Below are 22,701 nucleotides of genomic sequence, written 5' to 3'. Positions count from 1 at the left end.
CATGGGTGCATGGAAATGCGGTCGACCGGAAAAGTATTTGTTTCCGGTCGACCGCACTTCTACGCTCGGCGCCCATGGAACTGATCCAGGAGAACCCGGACCTCGCCGCATATCTGGCGGCGGACGACGCGATCGATCACCGGCACCCGTACGTACGCGAGACCGCGCACCGCATCGGCGCGGACACCGGCGACGCGTACACGTACGCCGAGGCCGCTTTCACCTTCGTGCGCGACACCGTCCCGCACTCGGCGGACTCGGGGGACCTTCGGGTCGCCTGGCGCGCCTCCGACGTCCTCGCGACCCGGAACGGCATCTGCTACGCCAAATCCCACGCCCTGGCCGCCCTGCTGCGCGCCGCGGGCATCCCCGCCGCGCTCTGCTACCAGCGGCTCGTGGACGAGGAGGGAGGTGCCCCCGTGGTGCACGGGCTCGTCGCCCTGCGGCTGCCGGGCCGGGACCGCTGGTCCCGGATCGACCCGCGAGGCAACAAGCCCGGCGTCGACGCGCGGTTCTCCCTGGACGAGGAGCGGCTGGCCTGGCCGGTGCACCCCGCCTTCGGGGGAGTGGACTACCCGGTCCTGTACGCGAGCCCGCACCCCGAGGTGCTGTCGGTGCTCCGACGGGCGCGCGACCGGAACCACCTCTGGGAGACGCTGCCCGGCGCGCTCTGACCCGGCGCGCTCCGGTCGGGGGCGGTCCGTGCGCCGGCCCGGCAGTCGGGTCCTGCCCGTGGATCAGCCGCGCTCGCGGACCTCCGCCGCGGTCGGAGCCGTACCGCCCAGGTGCGCGGGCACCCACCAGGTGTCGCCCGCGTCCTTCGGCCGTACCGGGTAGGCGCGCTGCGCGGCTTCCAGGAGCTCCTGGACCGCCTCGCGCAGCCGGCGGGTGATGGCACCCGCGTACTGGTCCGTCGGGGCCTCGACCGGAGCGCCGACCCTTATGGTCACCGGGATGTGGTTCCGGCGGAAGTTGCGCGGGTGGCCCTTGGTCCAGATCCGCTGGGTGCCCCACAGTGCCATCGGGATCAGCGGTACGCCCGCCTCCTGGGCGAGCCGGGCCGCACCCGACTTGAAGCTCTTCAGGGTGAAGGACGACGAGATGGTCGCCTCGGGGAACACCCCGACGATCTCGCCGGACCGCAGCGACTCCAGCGCGTGCGCGTAGGCGTCCTCGCCCTGCTTCCGGTCGACCGGGATGTGCTTCATTCCACGCATCAGCGGACCGGAGACCTTGTGCCGGAACACCGACTCCTTCGCCATGAACCGGACGAGCCGCTTCTGCGGAAGGGCGGCGAGGCCGGAGAAGATGAAGTCGAGATAACTGATGTGGTTGCTGACCAGCACCGCGCCACCGGTTCTCGGGATGTTCTCCGAACCCTGAGTGTCGATCTTCAGGTCGAGCGCCTTGAACATGGTGCGAGCGGCGCCGATGACCGGTCGATAGACGAGTTCTGCCATCTGGAGAAGACTCCTTCTTCTGCGCCTGGGGAGGTTCTCCCGGCGGAAGTTACGCGGCCGTAGGTTTTCGGCATTGTGGCGATGGTGCCCCATGTGCGACGCGGTGGCCAGTCCCGATGGGGCCCTGAGGCGAGATTCTCATCACGTGCCCCTGCCGGGAATGCGCGGTCGTCCCCCGGTGCTGACGTCCTGCGAAGAGCTCCGACGGAAGGACGACGGTGGACAGGGCGACGGATACGCAGAGGCTGGACGCGACCCAACTCGGCGCGGAACTCGGTGAACGGGCGACGCTGGTGCAGTTCTCCTCCGCGTTCTGCCAGCCCTGCCGGGCCACTCGCCGGACGCTCGCCGAAGTCGCGGGCATGGTCGAAGGGGTGGCCCACATCGAGATCGACGCCGAGGGCCATCTCACTCTCGTCCGCCGGCTCGACATCCGCAGCACCCCGACCGTCCTCGTCCTCGACGCCCGGGGCGCGGTCGTCCGCCGAGCGACGGGGCAGCCACGCACCGTCGACGTCGTGGCCGCGCTCGGTCGGGCGATGTGACGGGCCGTGACGCTTCTCCCACATGGCGATACGCACTTGACGGTGGCGCCCACGCATCGTCAGTCTGACGTTATGCCACCGGAAATCCTTCTCTACGGCCGGGTCCACGTCGACCTGGCACGCAACGCGAGTGCGCGCTGTCCGGGTGCCTGAGCACCTACGGCCCCGTATGCCCGACTCGCAGAAGGACAACTCCATGACGGTTTCACCCGAACTCCGCACCGCCGTCCCCGCCTCTCCCCAGCTGCTCCGCTCGGTCTTCCGGCAGCACGCCGCAGGGGTCGCGGTGATCACCGCCTCCGGTGGGCAGCCCGTCGGATTCACCGCCACCTCGCTCAACTCCGTCGCGGCCGAACCGCCGCTGGTCTCCTTCGGCGTGGCCACCTCGTCCTCCAGCTGGCCGGTGGTCGCCGAGGCCGCGCACATAGGCGTGCACATACTCGCCGAGGACCAGGCCGAACTGGCCGCCACCTTCGCCCGCTCCGGGGCCGACCGGTTCGGCCCGGGCACCGACTGGCGCCACGGACCCGAGGGCGTGCCGGTGCTCGACGGGGTGCTGGCCTGGCTGGTCTGCCGGGTGGTGGCCCGGGTTCCCGCGGGCGACCACTGCATCGTCATCGCACAGGTCGAGGCCGGCGACCCCGAAGGGGGCGGCCGTCCGCTCGTCTACCACGAGGGCCGCTTCACCTCCCTCCGGGACTGACCCGGAGGCTGCCGCGGGGCCGCTCCCGGTGCCGGATCACGCGATCCGGCACCGGGAGCGGCCCCGTCGCGCAGTGGTCCTTTCTCCGGGGCCGCCGCGTTGGCCACATCACAGTTCCAAGCGCTTGCTTACCGGGTACGTGAAGGGTGTACTGGCGAGTAATATTTCGCTCGGTGTGCCGGTCGCCCTGACCGGGAAACCGCCTCCCGGGGCGCCTATGCTGCGAGCAACCGAGGCAGCCCAGAATTCACGATGCAGTAGGAGAGCCGGCGTGAGCTTGAGGATCGTTGTCCCTGTGAAGTACGTGCCCGACGCGACCGGTGACCGGGGGTTCGCCGATGATCTGACGGTGGACCGTGAGGACGTGGACGGTCTGTTGTCGGAGCTGGACGAGTACGCGGTCGAGCAGGCGTTGCGTATCGCGGAGTCGGCGGACGAGGCGGAGGTCACCGTGGTGACGGTGGGTCCGGAGGACGCGAAGGACGCGTTGCGCAAGGCGTTGTCGATGGGTGCGGACAAGGCGGTGCACGTCGAGGACGATTCTCTGCACGGCAGTGATGTGATGGGGACGTCGCTGGTGCTGGCGAAGGCGGTCGAGAAGACGGGCTTCGATCTGGTGGTCTGCGGGATGGCGTCGACGGACGGGACGATGGGGGTGCTGCCGGCGGTGCTGGCGGAGCGTCTGGGTGTGCCGCAGGTGACGCTGTTGTCGGAGGTGTCGGTGTCGGGTGGCACGGTGACCGGGCGGCGTGACGGTGACTCGGCGTCGGAGGAGCTTTCGGCGTCGTTGCCGGCGGTGGTGTCGGTGACCGACCAGTCGGGCGAGGCGCGGTACCCGTCGTTCAAGGGGATCATGGCGGCGAAGAAGAAGCCGGTCGAGGCGCTGGACCTGGACGATCTGGGGGTCGATGCGGACGAGGTCGGTCTGGCGGGTGCGTGGACGGTGGTCGACGCGGCGGTGGAGCGTCCGGCGCGTACCGCGGGCACGATCGTGAAGGACGAGGGTGAGGGCGGGAAGAAGCTCGCCGAGTTCCTCGTGGGGCAGAAGTTCATCTGATCCCCTGCGGCGTCGCGTCGCGGTGTTGTCCCGGGCACGGGCCGGTCGGCCCCCTGCCTTCTCCCCTTTGATCTCTGGTTTCGCAGGAAGTGGATGTTCCATGGCTGAGGTTCTGGTTGTTGTCGATCACGTGGACGGTGCGGTGCGCAAGCCCACGCTGGAGCTGCTGACGCTGGCGCGGCGGATCGGTGATCCGGTGGCGGTGGCGTTGGGTGCGGGTGCGTCGGGCACGGCGGGTGTGCTGGGTGAGCACGGTGCGGTGCGGGTGCTGACGTCGGAGGCTTCGGAGTTCGCGGAGTTCCTGGTGGTGCCGAAGGTCGACGCGCTGCAGGCGGCGGTGGCGGCGGTGTCGCCGGTGGCGGTGCTGGTGCCGTCGTCGGCGGAGGGCAAGGAGGTCGCGGCGCGTCTGGCGGTGCGGATCGGTTCGGGGATCATCACGGACGCGGTGGATCTGGAGGCGGGTGAGTCGGGTCCGGTGGCGACGCAGTCGGCGTTCGCGGCGTCGTTCTCGGTGAAGTCGCGGGTCTCGCGCGGGGTTGCGGTGATCACGGTGAAGCCGAACTCGGCTCCGGTGGAGCCGGTGGCCGCGGCGGGTGCGGTGGAGGAACTGGTCGTGGAGTTCTCGGCGGCCGCGTCGGGGACGAAGGTGCTGTCGCGGACGCCGCGTGCGTCGTCGGGGCGTCCGGAGCTGACCGAGGCCGCGATCGTGGTCTCGGGTGGCCGGGGTGTCAACGGTGCGGAGAACTTCGCGGTGATCGAGGCGCTCGCGGACTCGCTGGGTGCGGCGGTCGGCGCGTCGCGGGCCGCGGTCGACGCGGGCTGGTACCCGCACACCAACCAGGTCGGTCAGACCGGCAAGTCCGTCTCCCCGCAGTTGTACATCGCGTCGGGGATCTCGGGTGCGATCCAGCACCGGGCCGGGATGCAGACCTCGAAGACGATCGTCGCGGTCAACAAGGACGCCGAGGCCCCGATCTTCGAGCTCGCCGACTACGGCGTCGTCGGCGACCTCTTCGACGTCGTGCCCCAGCTCACCGAAGAGATCAACGCCCGCAAGGGCTGAACACCCCCTTCCCCGCGACGCGCTCGCGGGGAAGAGGTGAGCGGCCGCGGGCCGGGACCACGCGGGACACCCCGCACGACCCCGGCCCGCGGCCCCACCGTTGACGCGTGTCCGGCCCCGCTTATAGCTTCGCCATGCGGATCATCGATTCCGGCAAGCGGAAGCATCGAGAGCGTGGAGGTACGGTCATGGGCCGACGGGCCGAAGTGGCGACGAGCCTCGACGACGCGGTGGGCGAGGAGATCGGCCGGTCCCTCGCCGGGGTGGACGCGGAGCTCGCACGCCGCTATCCGGGCGATCCGGGAACCCGCCAGCCGGTGCACACGGTCTACGTACCGGCCGACGCCTTCGACGCGGCGACCGTACGCACCTGGGGCGACCGGGCCCTGGCCGCGCTCGACGAACACGCCCCGGACGCGGCCTCCTTCGCGGCCGTACTCGGTCTCCCGGAGGAGCTCGCCCTGCCCGTCCACGACCGCGTACGCGCCAAGCTGGAGCGCGAGCCCGTCGAGGACCTGCGGGTGGACTTCGAGGACGGCTACGGAAGACGCCCCGACGCCGAGGAGGACCAGGACGCCGCCCGCGCCGCGCTGCTGGTCCAGCGGGCGTACGCGGACGGCTCCGCGCCCCCGTACGCGGGCATCCGGACGAAGTGCATGGAAGCGTCGGTGCGTGCCCGGTCCATCCGTACCACCGACGTGTTCCTCACCGGGCTCGTACGCTCCGGCGGGCTGCCCGACGGGCTGGTCCTCACGCTGCCCAAGGTGACCTACCCGCAGCAGGTCACCGCCTTCGTCCGGTTGCTCGACGCGTTCGAGCGGACGCACGGCCTGGACGAGGGGCGGCTGCGCTTCGAGATCCAGATCGAGACCAGCCAGTCGATCCTCGCGGCCGACGGGACCGCCACCGTCGCGCGGATGATCGACGCCGCGCGGGGCCGGGCCACCGGACTGCACTACGGCACCTTCGACTACAGCGCGAGTGTGGGCGTCGGCCCCGCCCACCAGGCGAGCGACCATCCCGCCGCGGACCACGCCAAGGCGGTCATGCAAGTTGCCGCGGCGGGCACCGGCGTACGCGTCTCGGACGGCTCCACCAACGTGCTGCCGGTCGGCCCCGCCGACCGCGTCCACCGGGCGTGGCGCCTCCACTACGGCCTCACCCGCCGCGCCCTGGCCCGCGCCTACTACCAGGGCTGGGACATGCACCCCGGACATCTGCCGACCCGTTACGCGGCCGTGTACGCCTTCTACCGCGAGGGCCTGGAGCAGACGGCCGCCCGCCTCGCCGGATACGTCGCCAAGTCCGCCGGGGACGTCATGGACGAGCCCGCCACCGCGAAGGCGCTCAGCGGCCACTTGCTGCGCGGGATCGACTGCGGGGCCCTGGACACCGCGGAGGTCACCCGGCTGACGGGACTCGGCCGCGCCGAGCTGGACGGTTACGCGCGCACCGGCCACGGCGCGACAGCCGCCTGAGCACGGCCGTCACCGAGCCGCCCCGGAGCCCCGCGCCCGTTCATGCCGGGGGCAGGGCCCCGGAGCCCCGCGCCCGTTCACGCCGGGGGCAGCTCGCCCGAGCCCCGCGCCACCAGGGTCGTCGGCAGCTCCACCCGGGCGGTGGCGTGGCCCGCGCCCTCCAGACGGCGGAAGAGGTGCTCCGCGGCGGTGCGCCCCACGGCCGCCGCGTCCTGCGCGATCACCGTGATGCCGAGCAGGTCGGCCAGCTCGATGTCGTCGAACCCGACCAGAGCGACCGGCCGTTCTCGGCCGGCGAGCACCCGCACGGCGGTCACGGTGACACGGTTGTTGCCCGCGAAGATCGCGGTCACCGGTTCGGGTCCCGACAGCATCTCCTCGGCCGCGGCGCGCACCCTTTCCGGAGCGGTGGTCCCCAGGGAGACCCACCGGTCGTCGACGGTGATGCCCGCATCCGTCATCGCCGCGTGGTAGCCGCGCAGTCGCTCCGTCGTCGTATGGATGCGCGGCTGGTCGCCGATGAAGCCGATCCGGCGGTGGCCGTGCGCGATCAGGTGCTCCACGCCCTGCCGGGCGCCGCCGAAGCTGTCGGAGAGGATCGTGTCGGCGTCCACCAGACCGGCCGGCCGGTCCACGAAGACGGTGGCCACCCCGGCTCTGATCTCCGGCTCCAGATAGCGGTGGTCGTCGCCCGCCGGGATCACGATCAGCCCGTCCACCCGGCGCGCGCAGAGCGCGAGCACCAACTCCTGTTCGCGTACCGGGTCCTCGGCGCTGGATCCGTTGATCAGCAGTGCCCCGTGGGAACGGGCGACCTCTTCCACGGCGCGGCTCAGCGGACCGTAGAACGGGTCGGCCAGATCCTCCAGGACCAGACCGATGGACGCCGTACGTCCCTTACGCAGAACGCGGGCGCTGTCGTTGCGGCGGAAGCCGAGCGCGTCGATCGCCTCCTGTACCCGGCGCTCGGTGTCGGGGGTGACACCGGCCTCGCCGTTCACCACCCGGGAGACCGTCTTGAGCCCGACCCCGGCGCGCGCGGCCACGTCTTTCATGGTGGGCCTGTTGCCGTAGCGGGGCTCGGAATGACGGGCGGTCTCGGCCACAGTGCGCTGTCCTGTCGTAGGGTGCGTCGACACCGGTGTCAACGCCGCGGGGTTTCGGGGCTGTGGCGTCGAGCATAGGCCCTGGACAACGTTGTCATGGCAATACAGACTAAGCAGACCGCAGGGACGGAACCAGCAGGTCCGCCCTTCTACTCATCCGGAGAGCCCAGGCCATGCATACCGACCTCGTCGCCGCCCTCGATATCGGCGGCACCAAGATCGCCGGCGCGCTGGTGGGCGACGACGGCACGCTGCTCGTACGAGCGCAGCGGCCGACGCCCGCCAAGGAGTCAGGCGAGTCGGTGATGGGGGCGGTGGACGGTGTCCTCTCCGAACTGATGGCATCGCCGCACTGGGCGCGCGCTTCGGCGCTGGGCATCGGCAGCGCCGGTCCGGTGGACGCCTCGGCGGGCACGGTCAGTCCGATCAACGTCCCCGGCTGGCGTGACTTCCCGTTGGTCGACCGGGTCGGCCGGACGATCGGCGGACTGCCGGTCACTCTCGTCGGTGACGGAGTGGCGATGACGGCGGCCGAGCACTGGCAGGGAGCGGCCCGCGGACACGACAACGCCCTCTGCATGGTCGTGTCGACCGGGGTCGGCGGCGGACTCGTCCTCGGCGGCAGGCTCCACGCCGGACCCACCGGCAACTCGGGCCACATCGGCCACATCAGCGTCGACCTCGACGGCGACGCCTGCCCCTGCGGGGCGCGCGGCTGCGTGGAGCGGATCGCGAGCGGCCCCAACATCGCCCGCCGGGCCCTGGACAACGGCTGGCTGCCCGGCGCGGACGGGGACGTCACGGCCCGCGCCGTGGCCGCCGCCGCACGGGCCGGAGACCCCGTGGCCCAGGCGTCCTTCGACCGCGCGGCCCAGGCGCTCGCCGCCGGGATCGCCGCCACGGCCACTCTGGTCGAGATCGACATCGCGGTGATCGGCGGCGGAGTGGCCGGCGCCGGCGACGTGCTCTTCGCCCCGCTGCGCCGGGCCCTGGCCGACTACGCGACGCTCTCCTTCGTACGGAACCTCACGGTGACGCCCGCGGTGATGGGCAACGACGCCGGACTCGTGGGAGCGGCCGCCGCGGCAACCGTGCGCTAGGACGTTCGACGACACGCCCCAGCGGCGCGTCCCGGACCCGCCGGCCTCCTGGGCGCGTCCGGGACGATCCCGACGGCCTGCCACTCGGCGGGCGTCGCCGACGGCTCAGCGGGCGCGCCCGGCGGAGGGCCGGGCGAGCACCACGAGGAAGGCGTCCCGGTCCAGATCCATCACGACCTCCACCGCGAGCCCCTCACCGCGGCGCGCGGCCGCGAACTCCTCCGCCGGCCAGCTGCCGCGCGGGCCGCCGGCGGGAAACTGTCCGAGCACTTTCTGACGCATGGTGAACTCCTCTGCCGCACTCCGCGCGGTCTCGCCCGACCACGGTTCCAGGTGACGGCCTCCGCCGTGGACCCGGGCCACCGGGCCCGTCTCCCGGCGCGGTCCGGTGGCCGGCGGGGCGTCTGCCGACGGGTACCCCGTCCACGGCTCCGTACAACAGGTTCGTCGCGCCGGGTTTTCGCCACAGGGTGTTCAGGGCAAGCCAGAGAGAGCCAGTGCCCCACCGGACGGCCCGGCCCCGCGGAGGGACGGGACCCGCGTCGCGGGTCCCGGGCGGACGGCCGTACGGGGCGGGCCGGGCTCGGCGCCCGTGCGGTACGACGGCGGGGCGCGAGCGCGGCACGGACCGGAAGAGATGCCTGGTGAAGGGGGAGCCGTGATCGTCTGGGTCATTCTTGCGTCGACATAAGACCAGGTCGGAGTCCTGACCTGCTTCTCTTCGCTCCACGACTTGGCCGGACTTGGCTTTAGTTGGCCTCGGCTGGCCTCGGCTGGCCTTGCTTGGGAAGATCTTTCTCCCGTCCGTCTCCCTGGGAGACGGACGCGGCGTCTGTGCCAGGTCTCGTCCCTGCGAGAGATCGTCGCAGTCGTCACGTCGCTCCTACCCTCCTCAGGCACGTTCTTCATACCGGTTCAGTCGCGCGGCGGTGTGACTCGGGCCGACTCGGCGGCGGTGAGGGCGTCTTCGACGGTGGGGTGCAGCCGGAGGAAGGTATCGGCGCCGACGATGCGCAGGATCCGGTGCACGGCGGACGAGGGTAGCGGCGATCCTGAGGTCGGCCTGGTCGTGGACGGTCAGGATGAGGCGGCACCGCATCGCAACCATCGGCCTCGCATGCTGGGACAGTCGCCTGATGATGGAGGAAACGCGGACCTCCCCGCAGAACGAACCGCCTTCCGCGACTCCTTCGCCACAGCAGACAATGCACGAGGCGCGCGAAGCCATTGCCCGCTTCGAGGCCTACGCCCGAATTCGCGGAGCCCGCAACAGCATCTTCCAGGCGTCCCGTGTGTCTCCACATGAGGAACAGGGTGCTTTCGATGATCTGGAGCGTGCCATCATCCGGCTCCGCAGAGCCCTCGGCTGATGGGTGCCGGTTTCTGATCTCCTTTGAGTGGGTTCAAGAGGGTGGCACCGGCAGTCCGTGGTGGTGGGGGCAGCTCGGCCCTGAAATGCGCCGCTCCGAAGTCTTCGCCGACGGGGTGGCGGGGCGACCGGATGCGGTTCAGGTGCCGCGCTGGTCGTGGATGTCGCGGCGGAGCTGTTCGGTGTGCCGGGTGAGGTCCTCGACGCGGTCGGCGAGGTCTGCGGCCCGCGGCCGCAGATGGGGCCGGGTGGCGGTCAGGGGGCCCAGGAGCCGGGCGGGGTCGTTGTCGGCGAGGGCCAGGTTCAGCTCACCGACCGCGTCTCGGGCGCCGTCGGGCAGGTCGGTGAGGGCGGTGATCTGTGCGGCGAGGCGCCGGAGGCCGGCGGCGTTGTCACGGGCCCAAGCGGTGACGGAGCGGTCGGCGGCGCGGGTGTCGCGGGTGGCTTGGACCCGCTCCTCGCCGGTGCTTCCAGGGGTTCCGGGGCGCAGGCGCAGGTAGCGGCGTTCGGCGGCCTGGCGGCTGGCGACGCCGAGGGGCCCGGCGAGGTCGGCCCAGCTCGCGCCGTGCCCGCGGGCGGTCTCGATCAGCCCGCTTTCCCAGCCGGCGAGCTGTTCGCGGACCTCGCGCAGCATCAGCAGTGCGGCCAGGGCAGGGTGCGGGCCGGCGTCGGACGGCGGGGCCGCGTTCGTCGGCGTGAGGGCGGGGGGCTGTTGAGCGACCTTCATGGACTGGTTGATGGCTTCCAGCGCCGCCGCGGCGGCGCTGAGGGAAACGGGCGTGGTGGGTGGGGTGGCTTGGTTCACGGGACTCTCTTCCGTCCTGTCATCCTCCTGATGACTTCCTGCTTGTCATCGTTTCGATGACATGTTACAACAGTGGCACGTTGAAGCGCATTGGCAGTTTCTGCCTGAACCAACTGGAGGTGTTTCGCGATGTTGATGCGCACCGACCCGTTCCGCGAGATGGACCGGATCGTCCAGCAGTTGTCGGGTACGTCGGGCACGTGGTCGAAGCCATCGGTCATGCCGATGGACGCCTACCGCGAGGGCGACGTGTACGTCATCGCCTTCGACCTTCCCGGGGTCACGACCGACGCGATCGACATCGACGTCGAGCGGAACATGCTGACCGTGAAGGCGGAGCGCCGCCCGGTCGCGCAGGCCGACTCGGTGAAGGTGGAGCTGTCCGAGCGGCCGCTGGGCGTGTTCTCGCGCCAGATCGTCCTGGCCGACACCCTGGACACCGAGCGGATCGAGGCCGACTACGACGCGGGTGTCCTGACCCTGCGGATCCCGATTGCCGAGCGAGCCAAGCCCCGCAAGGTCACCATCGGCGGGGAGTCCGGCCGCAAGCAGATCTCCGGCTGAGTCCTCCAGCAGCACCCGGCAGCGGAGGGCGGGAAGATCCCATTCCCCCCGGTGCCCCGCCCTCCGCACCCCCGTTGACCCCTTCACTCCGTTCCCGGAGGTGACGTGATGTCGATGCGCAGGGAATCCTTTCTGGCCCACGTCCAGCAACAAGGCGAGTACGAGACCCCCGAAGAGGCCGATCGCGTCGCACGCGTCGTCCTGGCCCTGCTGGGTGCGCACCTGGTCGGCACCGTGCGCGCCGAGCTTGCCGCCCGGCTCCCCGAGACCTACGCCCTGATCCTCCTCAACCCGCTGCAGGCGGCGGAGCCGCTCTCGTCCGAGCGGTTCGTCCGCGCGACCGCAGCCTGGATCGAGGGTGCCACGGAGAAGACCGCCCTGTGGGACATAGGCGCGGTCCTGTCCACCGCGGCCGCCGCCGCGGGCAACGTCCTCACCCGCGAGGTCCTTCTCCAGCTCCCGCCCGGCTATGACCTCCTGTTCGGACACCCCCAGCCCACCTGACCACCACCGGCCCGCCGCCCGCGCGCGGCGGCTTCCTTCGCAGAAAGGCAACCGCAGCCATGTACGACCAGCCCCGAACGAACCGGCCCCAGACGGTCATGACGTTCGACCAGATGCTGGAACGCGTGCGCTACGAAGGCGCTTACCCCACCCGCGAACGCGCCGCGGAATCCGTCGACAACGTCCTGGCCGCCCTCGGCCGGCAGCTCACCGGAGACGAACGCGTCGACCTCGCCCGTTGTCTGCCCGTCGAGGCCGCGCTCACCCTGACCGCCCAGATCCCCGACACCGAACCCCTCACCGGCTGGGGCTTCGTCAAGGACCTGGCCACCCGCACCGGTGCCACCCCGGCCACCACCCGCTGGGACACCGGCGCCGTACTCGCCGTCATCACCCACCTCGCCGGCCCCGACCTCATCACCCGGATCCTGCACCGGCTCCCCGACGGCTACGCCCTCCTCTTCGGCCGGGCAGAACTGCGCCGGCCCCAGCCGACCGCCGCCTGACCGGACCGTCCGACAGACCCGGCCGGTTCCTGACATGGCACACCCTGGTGACTGGTGCGACCGGTGCTGCTCTATCGGCCCGCGAGGGCGCTCACGGTCCTCCCGCTGGCCGTCTGGAGGGTCACCGCGGCCTCGAGCAGTTGCACACCCGGGCCCGTCCTGAGCCGACCCGGCTCGGGGCCGGTGCCTGGCCCGAACCGTGGCGTCCGCAGCAGTGGCCCATGCCCTCGATGCCGGGCTGCTGCCACAGTGGAGAGCACGGCCCTACCCATCACAGCGTGTGGCTGTAGCTCTGGGATTCCAGGAACTGGGTGCCCAGCTCAGTGTTCGGCTTGGTGACGTTCCCCTCGACCAGGGCCAGTAAGGACCGAACCTCTTCCACGACTGCCATGTCGGTTGAGAACGGAGAGCCCGAGATTCTCAAACGGCATGGCAACAGTGCAGGTCAGCCTCGTGGCTCCCGCCAATAGTGCTGCGACATGACAAGGCGATCTGGTGATCGGGGAGGCAGGCGGCCTGTCGGCGCTCGAAGTCGATGTGGAAGTCGTCCCCGTCAACGCTTGCGTCTTGCGGCGCTGGCGAGTGGGCCTGCCTGGCTGCGGCCCGGGTAACAGCGATCTGAGGTTCGCGGGCGGCTCACCCCAACGTGACGGCAGGTGGTCTTGATCGTGTGCACCTCGGGAGCGTTACCTGGGCAGGAGGGCGCTGACGGTCTTGCCGCCGCGCTGGCGGGGGGTGACCTTGGTGGTGCGGGCGAGGCGGTTGACCATGGGCCAGCCGAAGCCTCCGGTGCCGCCGTGCAGGTCGGGGGTGCGCATGCGTGGCAGAAGCGGGCTGTGGTCGTGCACGGCGACCTCGATGCCGTCCGGGTGTGCGGTCAGGTCCAGGGTGCAGGCGCCGCCGCCGTGGCGCAGGGCGTTGGTGACGAGTTCGGAGACGACCAGAACCACGGTGCCGGCAGCCTCGGTCGCGCATGCCGGTACGAGTGCGCCGAGGAAGGTGCGGGCGCTGTCGCGTGCGCCGGCGATGGAGGACGCGGAGAGGGCGGGGGTGAGGTTCACGCTCATCGTGTCCATCTGGCCGCCCCTGGCTTCTGCGTCGGCAGGGGCCCGGCTCTCTCTGCCCCGTGCCTGGCTCATGCCCGGACCATGGCTCTTCAACCGGCGGTGACAGGTCCGCGCCCGGCCACATCCCTCACTGTTCGAGACCTAATACCTCATCATCGAACGGGCCAAAATCTGTCATGGCGGGAGTAGACATTGGGTGGTGGCGTGGTTATGGTTTCTGTCGTAGCCCCGAGAGACAGCAAGGCCCGGCAGACACGAACTGCCGGGAGCGGTACATGTAGTTGCCGCGCGCAGGACGGTGCGGTGGTGGAGTCGCGAAGCCAGAGCAGGTGCAGGACGGCGACGTGGCTGACGACCGGACCGGGTGGCCCGCAGTGATCAGGGGCCGCCACCAGCAGGACTGCGGTTCACGCAAGGGCAGTACCCAGCAGCGAAGTGGAGTGAAGCAGTACCTCGGTGAAGGCGTCGGCTGCGGACGCACGCACCGGGTGGTTCGGCAGTGGGGTTCCAAGCCAGAGCGGACGCAGGACGGGCGACGGGGCTGGCTGCCGAAGGAGCGGCGCCGGTCGAGGCCGCCGAGCAGTTCGCATCACCAGCAGTACACGAGAAAGCAGTAGCAGCAGTTCCCAGTCCCCACTGGCAGCAGTTGATCACCGAGGGAAGAACGGAGGAGTCGAGCGCCATCAGGATCGCCCGGACCGAACACCTGAGTCCGGGTACCGCAGGACATCGACAGTGAGGTGGTCTCCGGTCAAGCAACCGCGATCCCCGCACCCCCGACACCGTTCAGGTCGGGACGGCGGACACAGAAGGCCCGCGCAGAACCAGGGCCGGCGGATGGTGTAGTTCCTTCGGGGCCCTGGTGCCACTGGCACCAGGGCCCCTCCACGCGTTCCAGAAACAGGTGCAAATGACCGCAGACGACTCGTACCACCGTCTCGACGACGACGATTACCCCGCCTACACCATGGGCAGAGCTGCCGAGATGCTCGGCACCACCCCGAGCTTCCTCCGCGCCCTCGGCGACGCGCGCCTCATCACCCCGCTGCGCTCCGCCGGCGGACACCGCCGCTACTCCCGCTACCAGCTGCGCATCGCCGCCCGCGCCCGCGAACTCGTCGACCAGGGCACCCCCGTCGACGCCGCCTGCCGCATCATCATCCTCGAAGACCAGCTCGAAGAAGCACAACGGATCAACGCCGAGCACCAGCGCACCCACCCCACTGCCAGCCAGGCCAACGTCGGCTGATCCCCCGTGGGCAGCCGTGCGCCGGCGGGTACCCAACCAAGGCCAAGGAGACGCTCTCCGTCCGGCTCGACCGGGACCCGACGGTCAAAGAGCTCGCCGCCCACCTCGACCTGAGCGAGGAAGAGGTCATCGAAGGACTCGTGGCCTCCAACGGGTACTCGGCCGGCTCGCTCGACGTACCCTCCTCCGACAGCGACGACGGACGCCAGCAGCGCGGCTACGCCGAGGTGCTCGGCGACTGGGACACGGCGATGGAGACCTTCGAGAACCTCCACGACCTGGCCCCACACCTGGAGCAGCTCGACGAACGCGAGCGCCTCATCATTCAGATGCGCTTCGGCGCCGAAATGACCCAGGCCCAGATCGGCGCGGAACTCGGCATCTCCCAGATGCACGTCTCCCGGCTGCTGAACCGCATCCTGCGCAAGCTCCGCGAAGGCATGAACGTCGTGGCCTGACCCCGCGCTCAGCTCCCTCAACGGCCCCCGGGTATCCGCAAGAAGCTACTCGGGGGCCGTTGAGCACGCCCTGCGGCTTCCCGCAGCGGAGCCGGGGAAGCGGATAGGTCTCGCGCGCCCGGCGGAGGACGGGGACGAATGGTCCGCCATGGTGGTGGCCGAACCCATCCTGTTCGGCCACCACCCCCGTCCCGGTCCTGGTCGTCGGGACGGTCGCCCACTGCCCGCCCTTCGACGCGGCGGCGCGCGGTAGGGCCCGGCGGCACCGCCCCAGCGGCCGCTGTGCGCGTGGGGCAGGCCGTCACCCTCGTGAAGGCGGTACCGGATGCCCAGAGATCGAGCGGCGGCGGCGAAGCGGCGGAGCCTTGCCGGCACCGGTCACGCACTCCTCTTTTCCGACGGCTCACCCAGTGGTGAGGAGTGCGTCGCTCAGGCAGTTTCGCGGCGTTCGGGTTGCCTCGTGGGTTCGCCGGCGGCGTCGCACAGGGCGGCGAGACCGATGGCGAGAGCTTGCTGGGCTTCGGGGCTCATACGATCCATGGCCTGACGCAGGACCTGTTCCCGGCGGTGCCGGATGCCGTGGAGGTAGGCGGTGCCCGCTTCCGTGAGTTCCAGTTGTGTGGCGCGCCGATCCTCGGTGTGGGGGGTGCGGCGGAGGAATCCGGCGGCTTGAAGGCGGTCGCACAGGCGGGTGACGGACGGTGCGGCAGAGGATAGGCGACGGCCGAGCGCGGTCAGGTTGATGCCTGGTTCGCGTTCAATGAGGTACATCACACGGGTTTGGGCGGCGGAGAGCGGCGCGGTGCTGAGCGTGTCGCGGTGGCGCTCCCACGCTGCTTCCAGCAGCTCCAGCATGTTCCCGATTCCGGGCGCGGTTCGGGAAGGGTGCTGGTCGTGGGAGGCGTGGGCCTCGCGCATGTGACACTCCCGAGTGGGCGCTTCGTGCCCGTTCTGACTGGTCGATGTGAGCAGTCGCATAGATGAAGATATGTGAAGGAAAGGAAGACCGGTACCGGTGGACAGACCCAGTGCGGTTGAGCGTGCTCTGCGCGAGGCCGCGCCCCACGAGATCTTCGACGTGCTCCGTTCCCTGATCGAGGATCGTTTCGGCGCCCGCGCGGTGGAACTGTTGATGGCCGACTACGCCATGACCCGGCTGCAACCGGTCGGTGTGCTGCCGCACACGCTGCGGCCGCTGTCGGTGCACGAGAGCGCGCCGGGCCGCGCGTTCGGGGCCCAGGAGCCGTACTGCGTGCCTGACGACTCGGCTTCCGCGGTAATGGTGCACCTGCCGGTCAGCGTCCGGGGGGACCGCCTCGGCGTGCTGAGCGTCACCCTGCCAGGCGTTGGGGACACGGTGGGGGCGGACGTGGCTAGGGAACTCCAGTTGTACGCGGATGCGCTGGCGCATGAGGTGGTCGTGGCGGAGCGCGACACCGACGTGTTCCTGCAGGCCCGTCGGGCCGAGCGCCTGACGCTGGCCGCCGAGATGCAGTGGCAGCTGCTGCCCGGCCGCTCATGTGCCCGCCCCGAGTACAGCCTTGGAGCGCAGTTGGAGCCCGCGTACGCCATCTTCGGTGACAGTTTCGACTGGTCGGCCTCCGCAGACGATCTGTATCTGACCGTGAGCAACGGCATGGGCGAGGGGATCGACGCCGCGCTGCTGACCAACCTCGCCGTCAACGCCTTGCGCAACGCCCGCCGCGCCGGACTGGACCTGAGCGATCAGGCGTATCTCGCGGACCAGGCGGTCCACGGGCAGTACGGAGGCGCCAAGTACCTGGCGACGCTGCTGCTCCGGTTTCACCTGCCCACCGGTGAGGTGGAGATCATCGACGCGGGCTCGCCGCGGGTGTGGCGGCTTCGCGCGGGTGCGGTCGAGACGGTCGAGCTGGAGGCGCAGGATCCGCTGGGGATGTTCGAGGACACGGCCTACGTCCCCCAGCACCTTGCCGTCGAGCCCGGTGACCGCCTGTTCTTCATCAGCGACGGCGTCTACGACGCGCTGTCACCCGCCGGGGAAAAGTACAGCCTGCGCGCCCTGGCCAGGTCGATCACCAGCACACGGCTGCTCCCCGCCTCCCAGGTGCCCCGCGCGATGCTGCAGGAACTGCTCGGACACCGCGGCTCCGGCCCGGCTGCCGACGACTCGTTGGTGATGTGCCTGGACTGGCACGGCCGACCCGCCGCCGATAGCTGAGCACCTGCCTCCGGGAGCCCTGATGTGGCCACGGTGTGAAGGTTCCGGTCCTGCGGCGTGTTCTTCGCGTGCAAGCACACCGCGACCGGAACGCGGCACGCGGGGGCAGGTTGCTATCGAGGACACCCCTGGAGGATGCTTGCCGCACGGCAAATACTTTTCATCGAGCAGGGGAAGGTGGTGCGGTTCGCCCAGGGCGGGCCCTCTTACATGGCCTCAACCAGGGAAAATACCGCTACCCACACGAGTTGGTGGGGCCTCGCCCCCTACCCCGCCATCGTGGCGGACGCGGCTGGGACCGTTCTCGAGCTGAACAGCGCGGCCGCTCTCCTCCTGGACGGTGCGACGCCCGGGGCGAGTATGCAGGACGTGGCTCCCAGCTGGCTGACCGACGCCCACCGGCGCATGACAGCGACACACACCGGCTCCGCCCGACGGGCCGATCAGGATTGTGCTGCGCCGACTGTCCTGTCGGGGCGGATCGGAGCCCAGAGCTTCGAGGCGCATGCCACGCCCACGCCGGAGGGAAGCGTGGTGTGGTGGCTGGTCGACGACACTGACCGTCGGCTCGCGGAGGACGCACTTGTCGCGGAGCGTGAACGCACTCGTTTCCTTTCGGAGGCGTCCAATGTCCTGCTGGCCTCGTTGAACACCGACAAGTGCATGTCCGCGACCGCGCAGCTCGCCGCCGAGTACCTCGCGGACGTCGCCATCGTCGTCGCCCCCGCCAAGGGCGGCAAACTACCCGTCTCCCGGGCCCTCACCGGGCGGGAAGCCGACCGCGCTCTGCTCGTCGCCGACCCGTCCGATCTCCCCGGACTCGCGGAAGCGCTCCAGGGGTTCCCGCCCGTGCCGTCGCGCTGGATCGATCCCGCCGCCCTGCCCGGATGGGCCCTCCCGGACGGCTTCACCGGGAAGATCGATTCGGTCGTCGTGACCCCCCTGCCCGGACACGGGGTGCCGGCGGGAGCCCTGATCCTGCTCCGCCGCAGCGGTCGTGCGCAGTTCAACCAGGACGAAGAGGTCTTCGCCCGCCTGTTCGCGGCCCGGGCCGGTGCCGCGCTGTCCGCCGCACGCCTCTACAGCGAACAGAGCGCCATCACCCAGACCTTGATGCGTGACCTGCTGCCGCCGACCCTGCAACGCCTGGACGGGGTGGAGATCGCCGGCGGCTACCGCCCCGCAGGCGCCGCCGAACAGGTCGGGGGCGACTTCTACGACGTCCACCCCGGCAGCACCGCGGCGGACGCGTCGCTGGTGGTCCTCGGGGACGTGTGCGGCAAGGGACTGGAAGCCGCCGTCCTGACCGGCAAGATCCGCAACACCCTGCAAGCGCTGCTGCCCATGGCCGACGACCACGGACGAATGCTGCGACTCCTCAACGGCGCTCTGCTGAACTCCCATCACACCCGCTTCGCCACACTCGTACTGGCCTCGGTGCACCGCGCGGAGAACCAGGTGCGACTGCGCCTCACCTCGGCCGGCCACCCCCACCCCCTCGTGGTCCGCGCCGACGGAAACATCGAAGAGGTCCCCACCCGCGGTTCACTGATCGGGGTCCTCCCCACGATCGAGGCCCTCACCGTGGAGGCCGTGCTGGAGCCGGGCGACACCTGCCTGCTCTACACCGACGGATTCACCGAAGCCCGTGGCGGTCCCCTGGGTGACGAACTGTTCGGAGACGAACGCCTGCGACGGGCCCTGTCCGAGTGTGCCGACATGCCGGCCGAAGCCGTCATCGAGCAGATCCAGATGCTCGCTTCCCAATGGCTGCGCAACGGCCGCCACGACGACATGGCGCTCATCGCCATCAGCGCACCCCGCACGCAGCATCTCAGCGCCGTGAACGGCCACACCCGAGGCAGGTACACCGCATGACCCCCACGACCGCTGTCGCCCAGGGCCTGCGGGACCAGTTGTGGGCGGCCGTCACGACCCGCGACGAGTACCGCGCCGCCGACATCGTCTTCACCGCTCTCGACGACGGGCTGGACGCGGAGACCGCCCTGCTGGATCTCATCGCCCCGGTACAGGCGAAGGTGGGCGCCGAATGGGCCGCCAACCGGCTCAGCGTCGCACAGGAGCACGCGGCCAGCGCCATCACCGAACGCGTCATCGCCGCCCTCGCTCACCACCCCGCCCACCGCACCCCACCCAGCCTCGGGCACATCACCGTGGCCTGCGTGGAACAGGAATGGCACTCCCTGCCCGCCCGCCTGCTGGCCGAAGTCCTCACCCTGCGCGGCTGGCAAGTCGACTTCCTCGGTGCTCAGGTCCCCACCCCGCACCTGATCGCCCACCTCCACACCAGTGGCACCGACGCGGTGGCCCTTTCCTCCTCCCTCCCCACCCGGCTGCCCGCCGCCCACGCGGCGATCACCGCGTGCCAGGCCATCGGCGTTCCCGTCCTCGTCGGCGGCGCAGCCTTCGGACACGACGGCCGATACGCCCGCCTCCTCGGCGCCGACGCCTGGGCCCCCGACGCACGCGCTGCAGCACGCCTGCTCGCCGACGGCGTTCCCGCCCCCACACTCGATCGAGGGCACCAGCAGATCGACGACCTGCCCCACCTCACCGACCAGGAGTACACGCTCGTCGGTCGCTCCCAGCCGCAGCTGGTCAAGACGGTTCTCACCCGGCTTGAAGAGCACTTCCCCGCAATGTCCGCTTACACCGCCCACCAGCGTGAGCGCACCGCCGAAGACCTCGCCCACATCGTCGAATTCCTCACCGTCGCCCTCTACCTCGACGACGACGACCTGTTCACCACCTTCATCACGTGGACCGCGCGCATTCTTACCGCACGCCACGTCCCCACCCGCTCCCTGCATCCCGCCCTGGACATCCTGGCCACCGAACTCAACGACTTCCCCCGGACCACAAGGCTGCTCGACCAGGCGCGCTTCGCTCTGGACCGTGCCACCCCCACCGCAGGGTCCCGCCCCGGAGTGACCGCATGATGCCTCTGCCCTCCTCCCTCACTCTGACCGTTGAGACCGGGCGGGACAGCGCGTACCTCCGCCTCACCGGCGACCTGGACTTCAGCACGGGCGACGCGGTGGCAGAGCGGGCCGAGCAATGCCTCACCGAGCAGCCCGGCCTGCAGGACCTGCACATCGACTGCGCGGAACTCACCTTCTGCGACTCGATCGGCGTCTCCTCCTTCCTGATGATCCACCGCCACACCACCGCGCACTCCGCACGCCTCCACCTGGACAACCAGCCCTCCTTCCTCCGGCGCCTTCTCGACATCACCGGAACCCAGCACCTCTTCACCCAGCCCTGTACCGCCCAACAAGCCGAATAAATCCCTGCTTGACAGGGCCCAAGAACACGGGGAGGCCGCCCATGAACTGTGCGGCTGGTAGTGCCGTCTGCTGAAGGAAGAGGAGAAAGAGGCGTTCCAGCGAGGGTGGGACCGGGCGATGGACCGCGCGAAGCGACGGATCGGCGGCCTCGAAGCGGAACTCGCCAGCCAGCAGCCCAGCCCGAACCTGCCCACGCTGTCGTCCGAATGGCTCCTGGCCCGCCGGGACCCGCGCTACGCCTCGTACGACGGGAGATCCTCGCCCTCGACACCATCACCGGCGGGAATGGCTCTCCCGTACGCACGTGAGGAACTGCTCGCCCTCCGCCTCATCTCAGTGCTACGCACCGCCGAACTCTCCCTCTCACGAAGCCGACCGTCGCCGGCGTCCAGACCTGCCCGGGGCTTTCCCGGGCCCCTCCCTGCGGAGGCGATGGCGAGATTCTGGCGGGCGCGGATGGTGTCGGGGTGGTCGGGGCTCAGGCGTCGCCCTCCCTCGATGCCCCCCGTCTATGGCATGGTCATGTCCCGTGATGTGGTGTAGGCGATCACTTGCTGTACCGGGCAGGGGAGTTGTGCTGTCCGGATAGGAGCTGTCCATGCTCTCGATGGACAGGTAGCGGCGGGGGTAGGCGATTCACTCGTCGTGGAGTTCAGCCAGGGCGGTGGTGGCCAGCCGGGCGACGGGTGTTTCGCAAACAGCGTTCACGACTCGACCTCGTAGGCGGCGACGTCTCTTCGAGCTCGTAACACGATCTTGCTGAATCGTCCTGGTAGGCCGTTACCGGTGTGATGATTCGGCCGTTCGTGAGGGTGTGGGTACCCGACCGTGGATCGTCGACGATGAGTTGTGGGCTCTGGTCGAGCCGTTGCTGCCGCCGTGGCCGGAGCGGTCGCCGGGGCCCAGGCCGGTGTCGGATCGGCTCTGCCTCCAGGGCATCCTGTTCGTCCTCTACAACGACATAGCCTGGCAACTCCTGCCCCTGGAGCTCGGGTTCGGCTCGGGACAGACCTGCTGGCGCCGACTGGACCGGTGGCAGAAGGCAGGAGTCTTCGACCAGTTGCATCGGGTCCTGCTCGCCGAGCTGAACGCGGCCGGCGAACTCGACTGGTCACGTGCGTGTGTGGACGGTTCCCACATCCGCGCGAAAAAGGGGGCACCGACACCGGTCCGTCGCCGGTCGACCGGCGGAAAACGGGCAGCAAACACCACCTGATCTGCGACGGACGCGGCACCCCGCTCAAGGTCATCACGACCGCGGCCAACGTCAACGACGTCACCCAGACCCTCGCCCTGGTCGACGGCATCCCACCCGTCGCAGGCCGACCCGGACGACCCCGCCGACGACCAGAGGCCCTGCTCGGCGACAAAGGCTACGACTCCAACCCGAACCGCGACGAGCTCCGTCGCCGGCGAATCCTGCCCGTCATCTCCCGCAAGGGAGCACCGAACATCAAGGGCATCGGCAAGCTGCGATACGTCGTCGAGCAGACCTTCGCCCTGCTCCACCACTTCAAACGACTCGCCGTCCGCTGGGAACGCCGCACCGAACTCCACGACGCCTTCGTATCCCTCGCCTGCAGCCTCATCTGCTACCGACGCCTCAAGAAGACCCGACCATGATCGTGTTACGAGCTCAAAGGAGCCCGGAACATCAAGGGTCTTCTTCACCGCCGCCAAGGTCCTCCGGGCGTGCGGCACGAGCTGCACGACCTTCTCGGCGGCGTCACGAGCGAGATCGTCCAGGACCGACTGGTAGATGTCCCGGGTGATCCGCGTGTCCGAGTGGCCGAGAGTTTCGAAGACCACCTTGATGTCGACCCCGGCAGCGAGCATCTGCGACGTGGCGAAGATCGTGGAGGCGGATCGGAGGGAGACCAGCGGATTCCACCAGACGCTTGAAAAGGTCGCTGCCCTTGCCGAGGTGCAGAAGGAAGCCATCCTCCTGGGTGAAGATCCGGCCGGTGGCCTACCAGCCCTCGCCCCACGCCTCCAGCTCCCGTTGCTGGCGGGCCTTGCGAGACAGGAGGTCCTGTTTCGTCTCCTCCCCGAGGGCGATCGTCCGAATGCCGCTGGCGGTCTTGGGGCGCCCTCGTGGACCTCCCAGCCGTCCTGCACGAGCTGGGCGGCGATGGCGAGCGAAGCGAGCAGTGACTCCC

At 70.1% G+C, this 22,701-nt stretch carries 23 protein-coding genes and 3 pseudogenes; 19 read left to right on the top strand and 7 right to left on the bottom strand.

The features are described from left to right. Positions 1-74: 74 nt before the first annotated feature. The gene (locus tag OHA55_RS32165; protein ID WP_266713184.1) at positions 75-674 is read left to right on the top strand and encodes a transglutaminase family protein; all 600 of its coding nucleotides are present in this window, start codon (positions 75-77) and stop codon (positions 672-674) included. Positions 675-737: 63 nt separating this feature from the next. Here the strand turns inward: OHA55_RS32165 and OHA55_RS32160 are convergent, their stop codons facing one another. Continuing rightward, positions 738-1,460, bottom strand: a complete 723-nt coding sequence (locus OHA55_RS32160; protein WP_266713182.1) for a 1-acyl-sn-glycerol-3-phosphate acyltransferase — start codon at positions 1,458-1,460, stop codon at positions 738-740. Between the two features lie 218 nt (positions 1,461-1,678). On the opposite strand from OHA55_RS32160, the gene OHA55_RS32155 reads away from it, so the two are divergent. The 5 genes from OHA55_RS32155 (at position 1,679) to OHA55_RS32135 (ending at position 6,306) form a co-directional block, all read left to right on the top strand. After that, the gene (locus OHA55_RS32155; protein WP_266713180.1) at positions 1,679-2,005 is read left to right on the top strand and encodes a thioredoxin family protein; all 327 of its coding nucleotides are present in this window, start codon (positions 1,679-1,681) and stop codon (positions 2,003-2,005) included. A gap of 196 nt (positions 2,006-2,201) precedes the next feature. After that, positions 2,202-2,708, top strand: a complete 507-nt coding sequence (locus tag OHA55_RS32150; protein WP_266713178.1) for a flavin reductase family protein — start codon at positions 2,202-2,204, stop codon at positions 2,706-2,708. Positions 2,709-2,979: 271 nt separating this feature from the next. After that, on the top strand, positions 2,980-3,765 hold the full coding sequence (locus OHA55_RS32145) for an electron transfer flavoprotein subunit beta/FixA family protein (protein WP_266713176.1): 786 nt from the start codon (positions 2,980-2,982) through the stop codon (positions 3,763-3,765). A 100-nt stretch (positions 3,766-3,865) separates the two neighbouring features. Continuing rightward, positions 3,866-4,828 (top strand): electron transfer flavoprotein subunit alpha/FixB family protein, encoded by a 963-nt coding sequence (locus OHA55_RS32140; RefSeq protein WP_266711658.1) that lies wholly within the window; start codon positions 3,866-3,868, stop codon positions 4,826-4,828. Positions 4,829-5,016: 188 nt separating this feature from the next. Further along, positions 5,017-6,306, top strand: a complete 1,290-nt coding sequence (locus OHA55_RS32135) for an aldolase/citrate lyase family protein (protein ID WP_266713174.1) — start codon at positions 5,017-5,019, stop codon at positions 6,304-6,306. Between the two features lie 77 nt (positions 6,307-6,383). Here the strand turns inward: OHA55_RS32135 and OHA55_RS32130 are convergent, their stop codons facing one another. Continuing rightward, entirely contained in the window at positions 6,384-7,412 is a 1,029-nt protein-coding gene (locus tag OHA55_RS32130; protein WP_266713172.1) for a LacI family DNA-binding transcriptional regulator, read from the bottom strand. Between the two features lie 173 nt (positions 7,413-7,585). On the opposite strand from OHA55_RS32130, the gene OHA55_RS32125 reads away from it, so the two are divergent. Continuing rightward, positions 7,586-8,512 carry an ROK family protein gene (locus OHA55_RS32125; protein ID WP_266713170.1) on the top strand — a complete coding sequence of 309 codons (927 nt, stop codon included), beginning with the start codon at positions 7,586-7,588 and terminating at the stop codon, positions 8,510-8,512. Between the two features lie 105 nt (positions 8,513-8,617). Here the strand turns inward: OHA55_RS32125 and OHA55_RS32120 are convergent, their stop codons facing one another. Then, the gene (locus OHA55_RS32120; protein WP_266713168.1) at positions 8,618-8,794 is read right to left on the bottom strand and encodes a hypothetical protein; all 177 of its coding nucleotides are present in this window, start codon (positions 8,792-8,794) and stop codon (positions 8,618-8,620) included. Between the two features lie 854 nt (positions 8,795-9,648). On the opposite strand from OHA55_RS32120, the gene OHA55_RS32115 reads away from it, so the two are divergent. Continuing rightward, positions 9,649-9,882, top strand: a complete 234-nt coding sequence (locus OHA55_RS32115; RefSeq protein ID WP_266713166.1) for a hypothetical protein — start codon at positions 9,649-9,651, stop codon at positions 9,880-9,882. A 138-nt stretch (positions 9,883-10,020) separates the two neighbouring features. Here OHA55_RS32115 and OHA55_RS32110 read toward each other — a convergent pair whose 3' ends face one another. Continuing rightward, a complete protein-coding gene (locus OHA55_RS32110; protein WP_266713164.1) occupies positions 10,021-10,686 on the bottom strand; it encodes an HSP18 transcriptional regulator in 666 nt (221 codons plus the stop codon). Between the two features lie 129 nt (positions 10,687-10,815). Here OHA55_RS32110 and OHA55_RS32105 point away from each other — a divergent pair, with 129 nt between their 5' ends. The 4 genes and pseudogenes from OHA55_RS32105 to OHA55_RS32090 all read left to right on the top strand — a co-directional run. Beyond that, positions 10,816-11,250 (top strand): Hsp20/alpha crystallin family protein, encoded by a 435-nt coding sequence (locus tag OHA55_RS32105; protein ID WP_266713162.1) that lies wholly within the window; start codon positions 10,816-10,818, stop codon positions 11,248-11,250. A 108-nt stretch (positions 11,251-11,358) separates the two neighbouring features. Continuing rightward, positions 11,359-11,754: a DUF2267 domain-containing protein gene (locus OHA55_RS32100; protein ID WP_266713160.1), complete on the top strand. Its 396-nt coding sequence runs from the start codon at positions 11,359-11,361 to the stop codon at positions 11,752-11,754. Between the two features lie 59 nt (positions 11,755-11,813). Then, complete coding sequence (locus OHA55_RS32095; RefSeq protein ID WP_266713158.1) at positions 11,814-12,260, top strand: DUF2267 domain-containing protein; 447 nt, start codon at positions 11,814-11,816, stop codon at positions 12,258-12,260. 172 nt (positions 12,261-12,432) lie between these two features. Continuing rightward, a pseudogene (locus OHA55_RS32090) lies at positions 12,433-12,624 on the top strand (GNAT family N-acetyltransferase); the annotation flags it as partial. Positions 12,625-12,946: 322 nt separating this feature from the next. Here the strand turns inward: OHA55_RS32090 and OHA55_RS32085 are convergent. Beyond that, entirely contained in the window at positions 12,947-13,336 is a 390-nt protein-coding gene (locus tag OHA55_RS32085) for an ATP-binding protein (protein WP_266713564.1), read from the bottom strand. 901 nt (positions 13,337-14,237) lie between these two features. Between OHA55_RS32085 and OHA55_RS32080 the strand changes: the two genes are divergently transcribed. Both OHA55_RS32080 and OHA55_RS32075 read left to right on the top strand, forming a co-directional pair. Continuing rightward, positions 14,238-14,576: a MerR family transcriptional regulator gene (locus OHA55_RS32080; RefSeq protein ID WP_266713157.1), complete on the top strand. Its 339-nt coding sequence runs from the start codon at positions 14,238-14,240 to the stop codon at positions 14,574-14,576. Between the two features lie 38 nt (positions 14,577-14,614). Then, positions 14,615-15,034 (top strand): annotated as a pseudogene (locus OHA55_RS32075) (sigma-70 family RNA polymerase sigma factor); the annotation flags it as partial. A 429-nt stretch (positions 15,035-15,463) separates the two neighbouring features. On the opposite strand, the gene OHA55_RS32070 reads toward OHA55_RS32075, so the two are convergent. After that, complete coding sequence (locus OHA55_RS32070; RefSeq protein ID WP_266713156.1) at positions 15,464-15,889, bottom strand: MarR family transcriptional regulator; 426 nt, start codon at positions 15,887-15,889, stop codon at positions 15,464-15,466. A gap of 160 nt (positions 15,890-16,049) precedes the next feature. Here OHA55_RS32070 and OHA55_RS32065 point away from each other — a divergent pair, with 160 nt between their 5' ends. From OHA55_RS32065 to OHA55_RS32045, 5 genes are all read left to right on the top strand, one after another. Continuing rightward, the gene (locus OHA55_RS32065) at positions 16,050-17,234 is read left to right on the top strand and encodes a PP2C family protein-serine/threonine phosphatase (RefSeq protein WP_266713154.1); all 1,185 of its coding nucleotides are present in this window, start codon (positions 16,050-16,052) and stop codon (positions 17,232-17,234) included. 210 nt (positions 17,235-17,444) lie between these two features. Beyond that, complete coding sequence (locus OHA55_RS32060) at positions 17,445-19,112, top strand: PP2C family protein-serine/threonine phosphatase (RefSeq protein WP_266713152.1); 1,668 nt, start codon at positions 17,445-17,447, stop codon at positions 19,110-19,112. Further along, positions 19,109-20,194, top strand: a complete 1,086-nt coding sequence (locus tag OHA55_RS32055) for a B12-binding domain-containing protein (protein ID WP_266713150.1) — start codon at positions 19,109-19,111, stop codon at positions 20,192-20,194. Before OHA55_RS32060 ends, OHA55_RS32055 begins: the two co-directional genes overlap by 4 nt. Beyond that, positions 20,191-20,541, top strand: coding sequence for an STAS domain-containing protein (locus OHA55_RS32050; protein ID WP_266713148.1), 351 nt, complete (start codon positions 20,191-20,193; stop codon positions 20,539-20,541). The genes OHA55_RS32055 and OHA55_RS32050 overlap by 4 nt, the downstream gene beginning before the upstream one ends. Positions 20,542-21,356: 815 nt before the next feature. After that, a protein-coding gene (locus OHA55_RS32045; protein WP_266713146.1) for an IS5 family transposase occupies positions 21,357-22,165 on the top strand; the annotation gives its coding sequence in 2 pieces (ribosomal slippage) (positions 21,357-21,674 and positions 21,677-22,165; 807 coding nt in all). Positions 22,166-22,210: 45 nt separating this feature from the next. On the opposite strand, the pseudogene OHA55_RS32040 reads toward OHA55_RS32045, so the two are convergent. Beyond that, a pseudogene (locus tag OHA55_RS32040) lies at positions 22,211-22,684 on the bottom strand (tyrosine-type recombinase/integrase); the annotation flags it as partial. Positions 22,685-22,701: the final 17 nt, after the last annotated feature.

The organism is Streptomyces sp. NBC_00102 (assembly GCF_026343115.1).
Lineage (GTDB): Bacteria > Actinomycetota > Actinomycetes > Streptomycetales > Streptomycetaceae > Streptomyces.
Note: the sequence above shows the minus strand (reverse complement) of the source record. Positions and strands in the feature narration are given on the sequence as shown.

Excerpts from the sequence above, each read along its gene's own strand:
- OHA55_RS32070 (WP_266713156.1), bottom strand. The coding sequence starts at position 15,889 with ATGCTGGAGCTGCTGGAAGCAGCGTGGGAGCGCCACCGCGACACGCTC.
- OHA55_RS32165 (WP_266713184.1), top strand. The coding sequence starts at position 75 with ATGGAACTGATCCAGGAGAACCCGGACCTCGCCGCATATCTGGCGGCG.
- OHA55_RS32055 (WP_266713150.1), top strand. The coding sequence starts at position 19,109 with ATGACCCCCACGACCGCTGTCGCCCAGGGCCTGCGGGACCAGTTGTGG.
- OHA55_RS32135 (WP_266713174.1), top strand. The coding sequence starts at position 5,017 with ATGGGCCGACGGGCCGAAGTGGCGACGAGCCTCGACGACGCGGTGGGC.
- OHA55_RS32150 (WP_266713178.1), top strand. The coding sequence starts at position 2,202 with ATGACGGTTTCACCCGAACTCCGCACCGCCGTCCCCGCCTCTCCCCAG.
- OHA55_RS32140 (WP_266711658.1), top strand. The coding sequence starts at position 3,866 with ATGGCTGAGGTTCTGGTTGTTGTCGATCACGTGGACGGTGCGGTGCGC.
- OHA55_RS32050 (WP_266713148.1), top strand. The coding sequence starts at position 20,191 with ATGATGCCTCTGCCCTCCTCCCTCACTCTGACCGTTGAGACCGGGCGG.
- OHA55_RS32120 (WP_266713168.1), bottom strand. The coding sequence starts at position 8,794 with ATGCGTCAGAAAGTGCTCGGACAGTTTCCCGCCGGCGGCCCGCGCGGC.
- OHA55_RS32115 (WP_266713166.1), top strand. The coding sequence starts at position 9,649 with ATGATGGAGGAAACGCGGACCTCCCCGCAGAACGAACCGCCTTCCGCG.
- OHA55_RS32105 (WP_266713162.1), top strand. The coding sequence starts at position 10,816 with ATGTTGATGCGCACCGACCCGTTCCGCGAGATGGACCGGATCGTCCAG.
- OHA55_RS32125 (WP_266713170.1), top strand. The coding sequence starts at position 7,586 with ATGCATACCGACCTCGTCGCCGCCCTCGATATCGGCGGCACCAAGATC.
- OHA55_RS32095 (WP_266713158.1), top strand. The coding sequence starts at position 11,814 with ATGTACGACCAGCCCCGAACGAACCGGCCCCAGACGGTCATGACGTTC.
- OHA55_RS32085 (WP_266713564.1), bottom strand. The coding sequence starts at position 13,336 with ATGGACACGATGAGCGTGAACCTCACCCCCGCCCTCTCCGCGTCCTCC.
- OHA55_RS32160 (WP_266713182.1), bottom strand. The coding sequence starts at position 1,460 with ATGGCAGAACTCGTCTATCGACCGGTCATCGGCGCCGCTCGCACCATG.
- OHA55_RS32080 (WP_266713157.1), top strand. The coding sequence starts at position 14,238 with ATGACCGCAGACGACTCGTACCACCGTCTCGACGACGACGATTACCCC.
- OHA55_RS32100 (WP_266713160.1), top strand. The coding sequence starts at position 11,359 with ATGTCGATGCGCAGGGAATCCTTTCTGGCCCACGTCCAGCAACAAGGC.
- OHA55_RS32060 (WP_266713152.1), top strand. The coding sequence starts at position 17,445 with ATGGCCTCAACCAGGGAAAATACCGCTACCCACACGAGTTGGTGGGGC.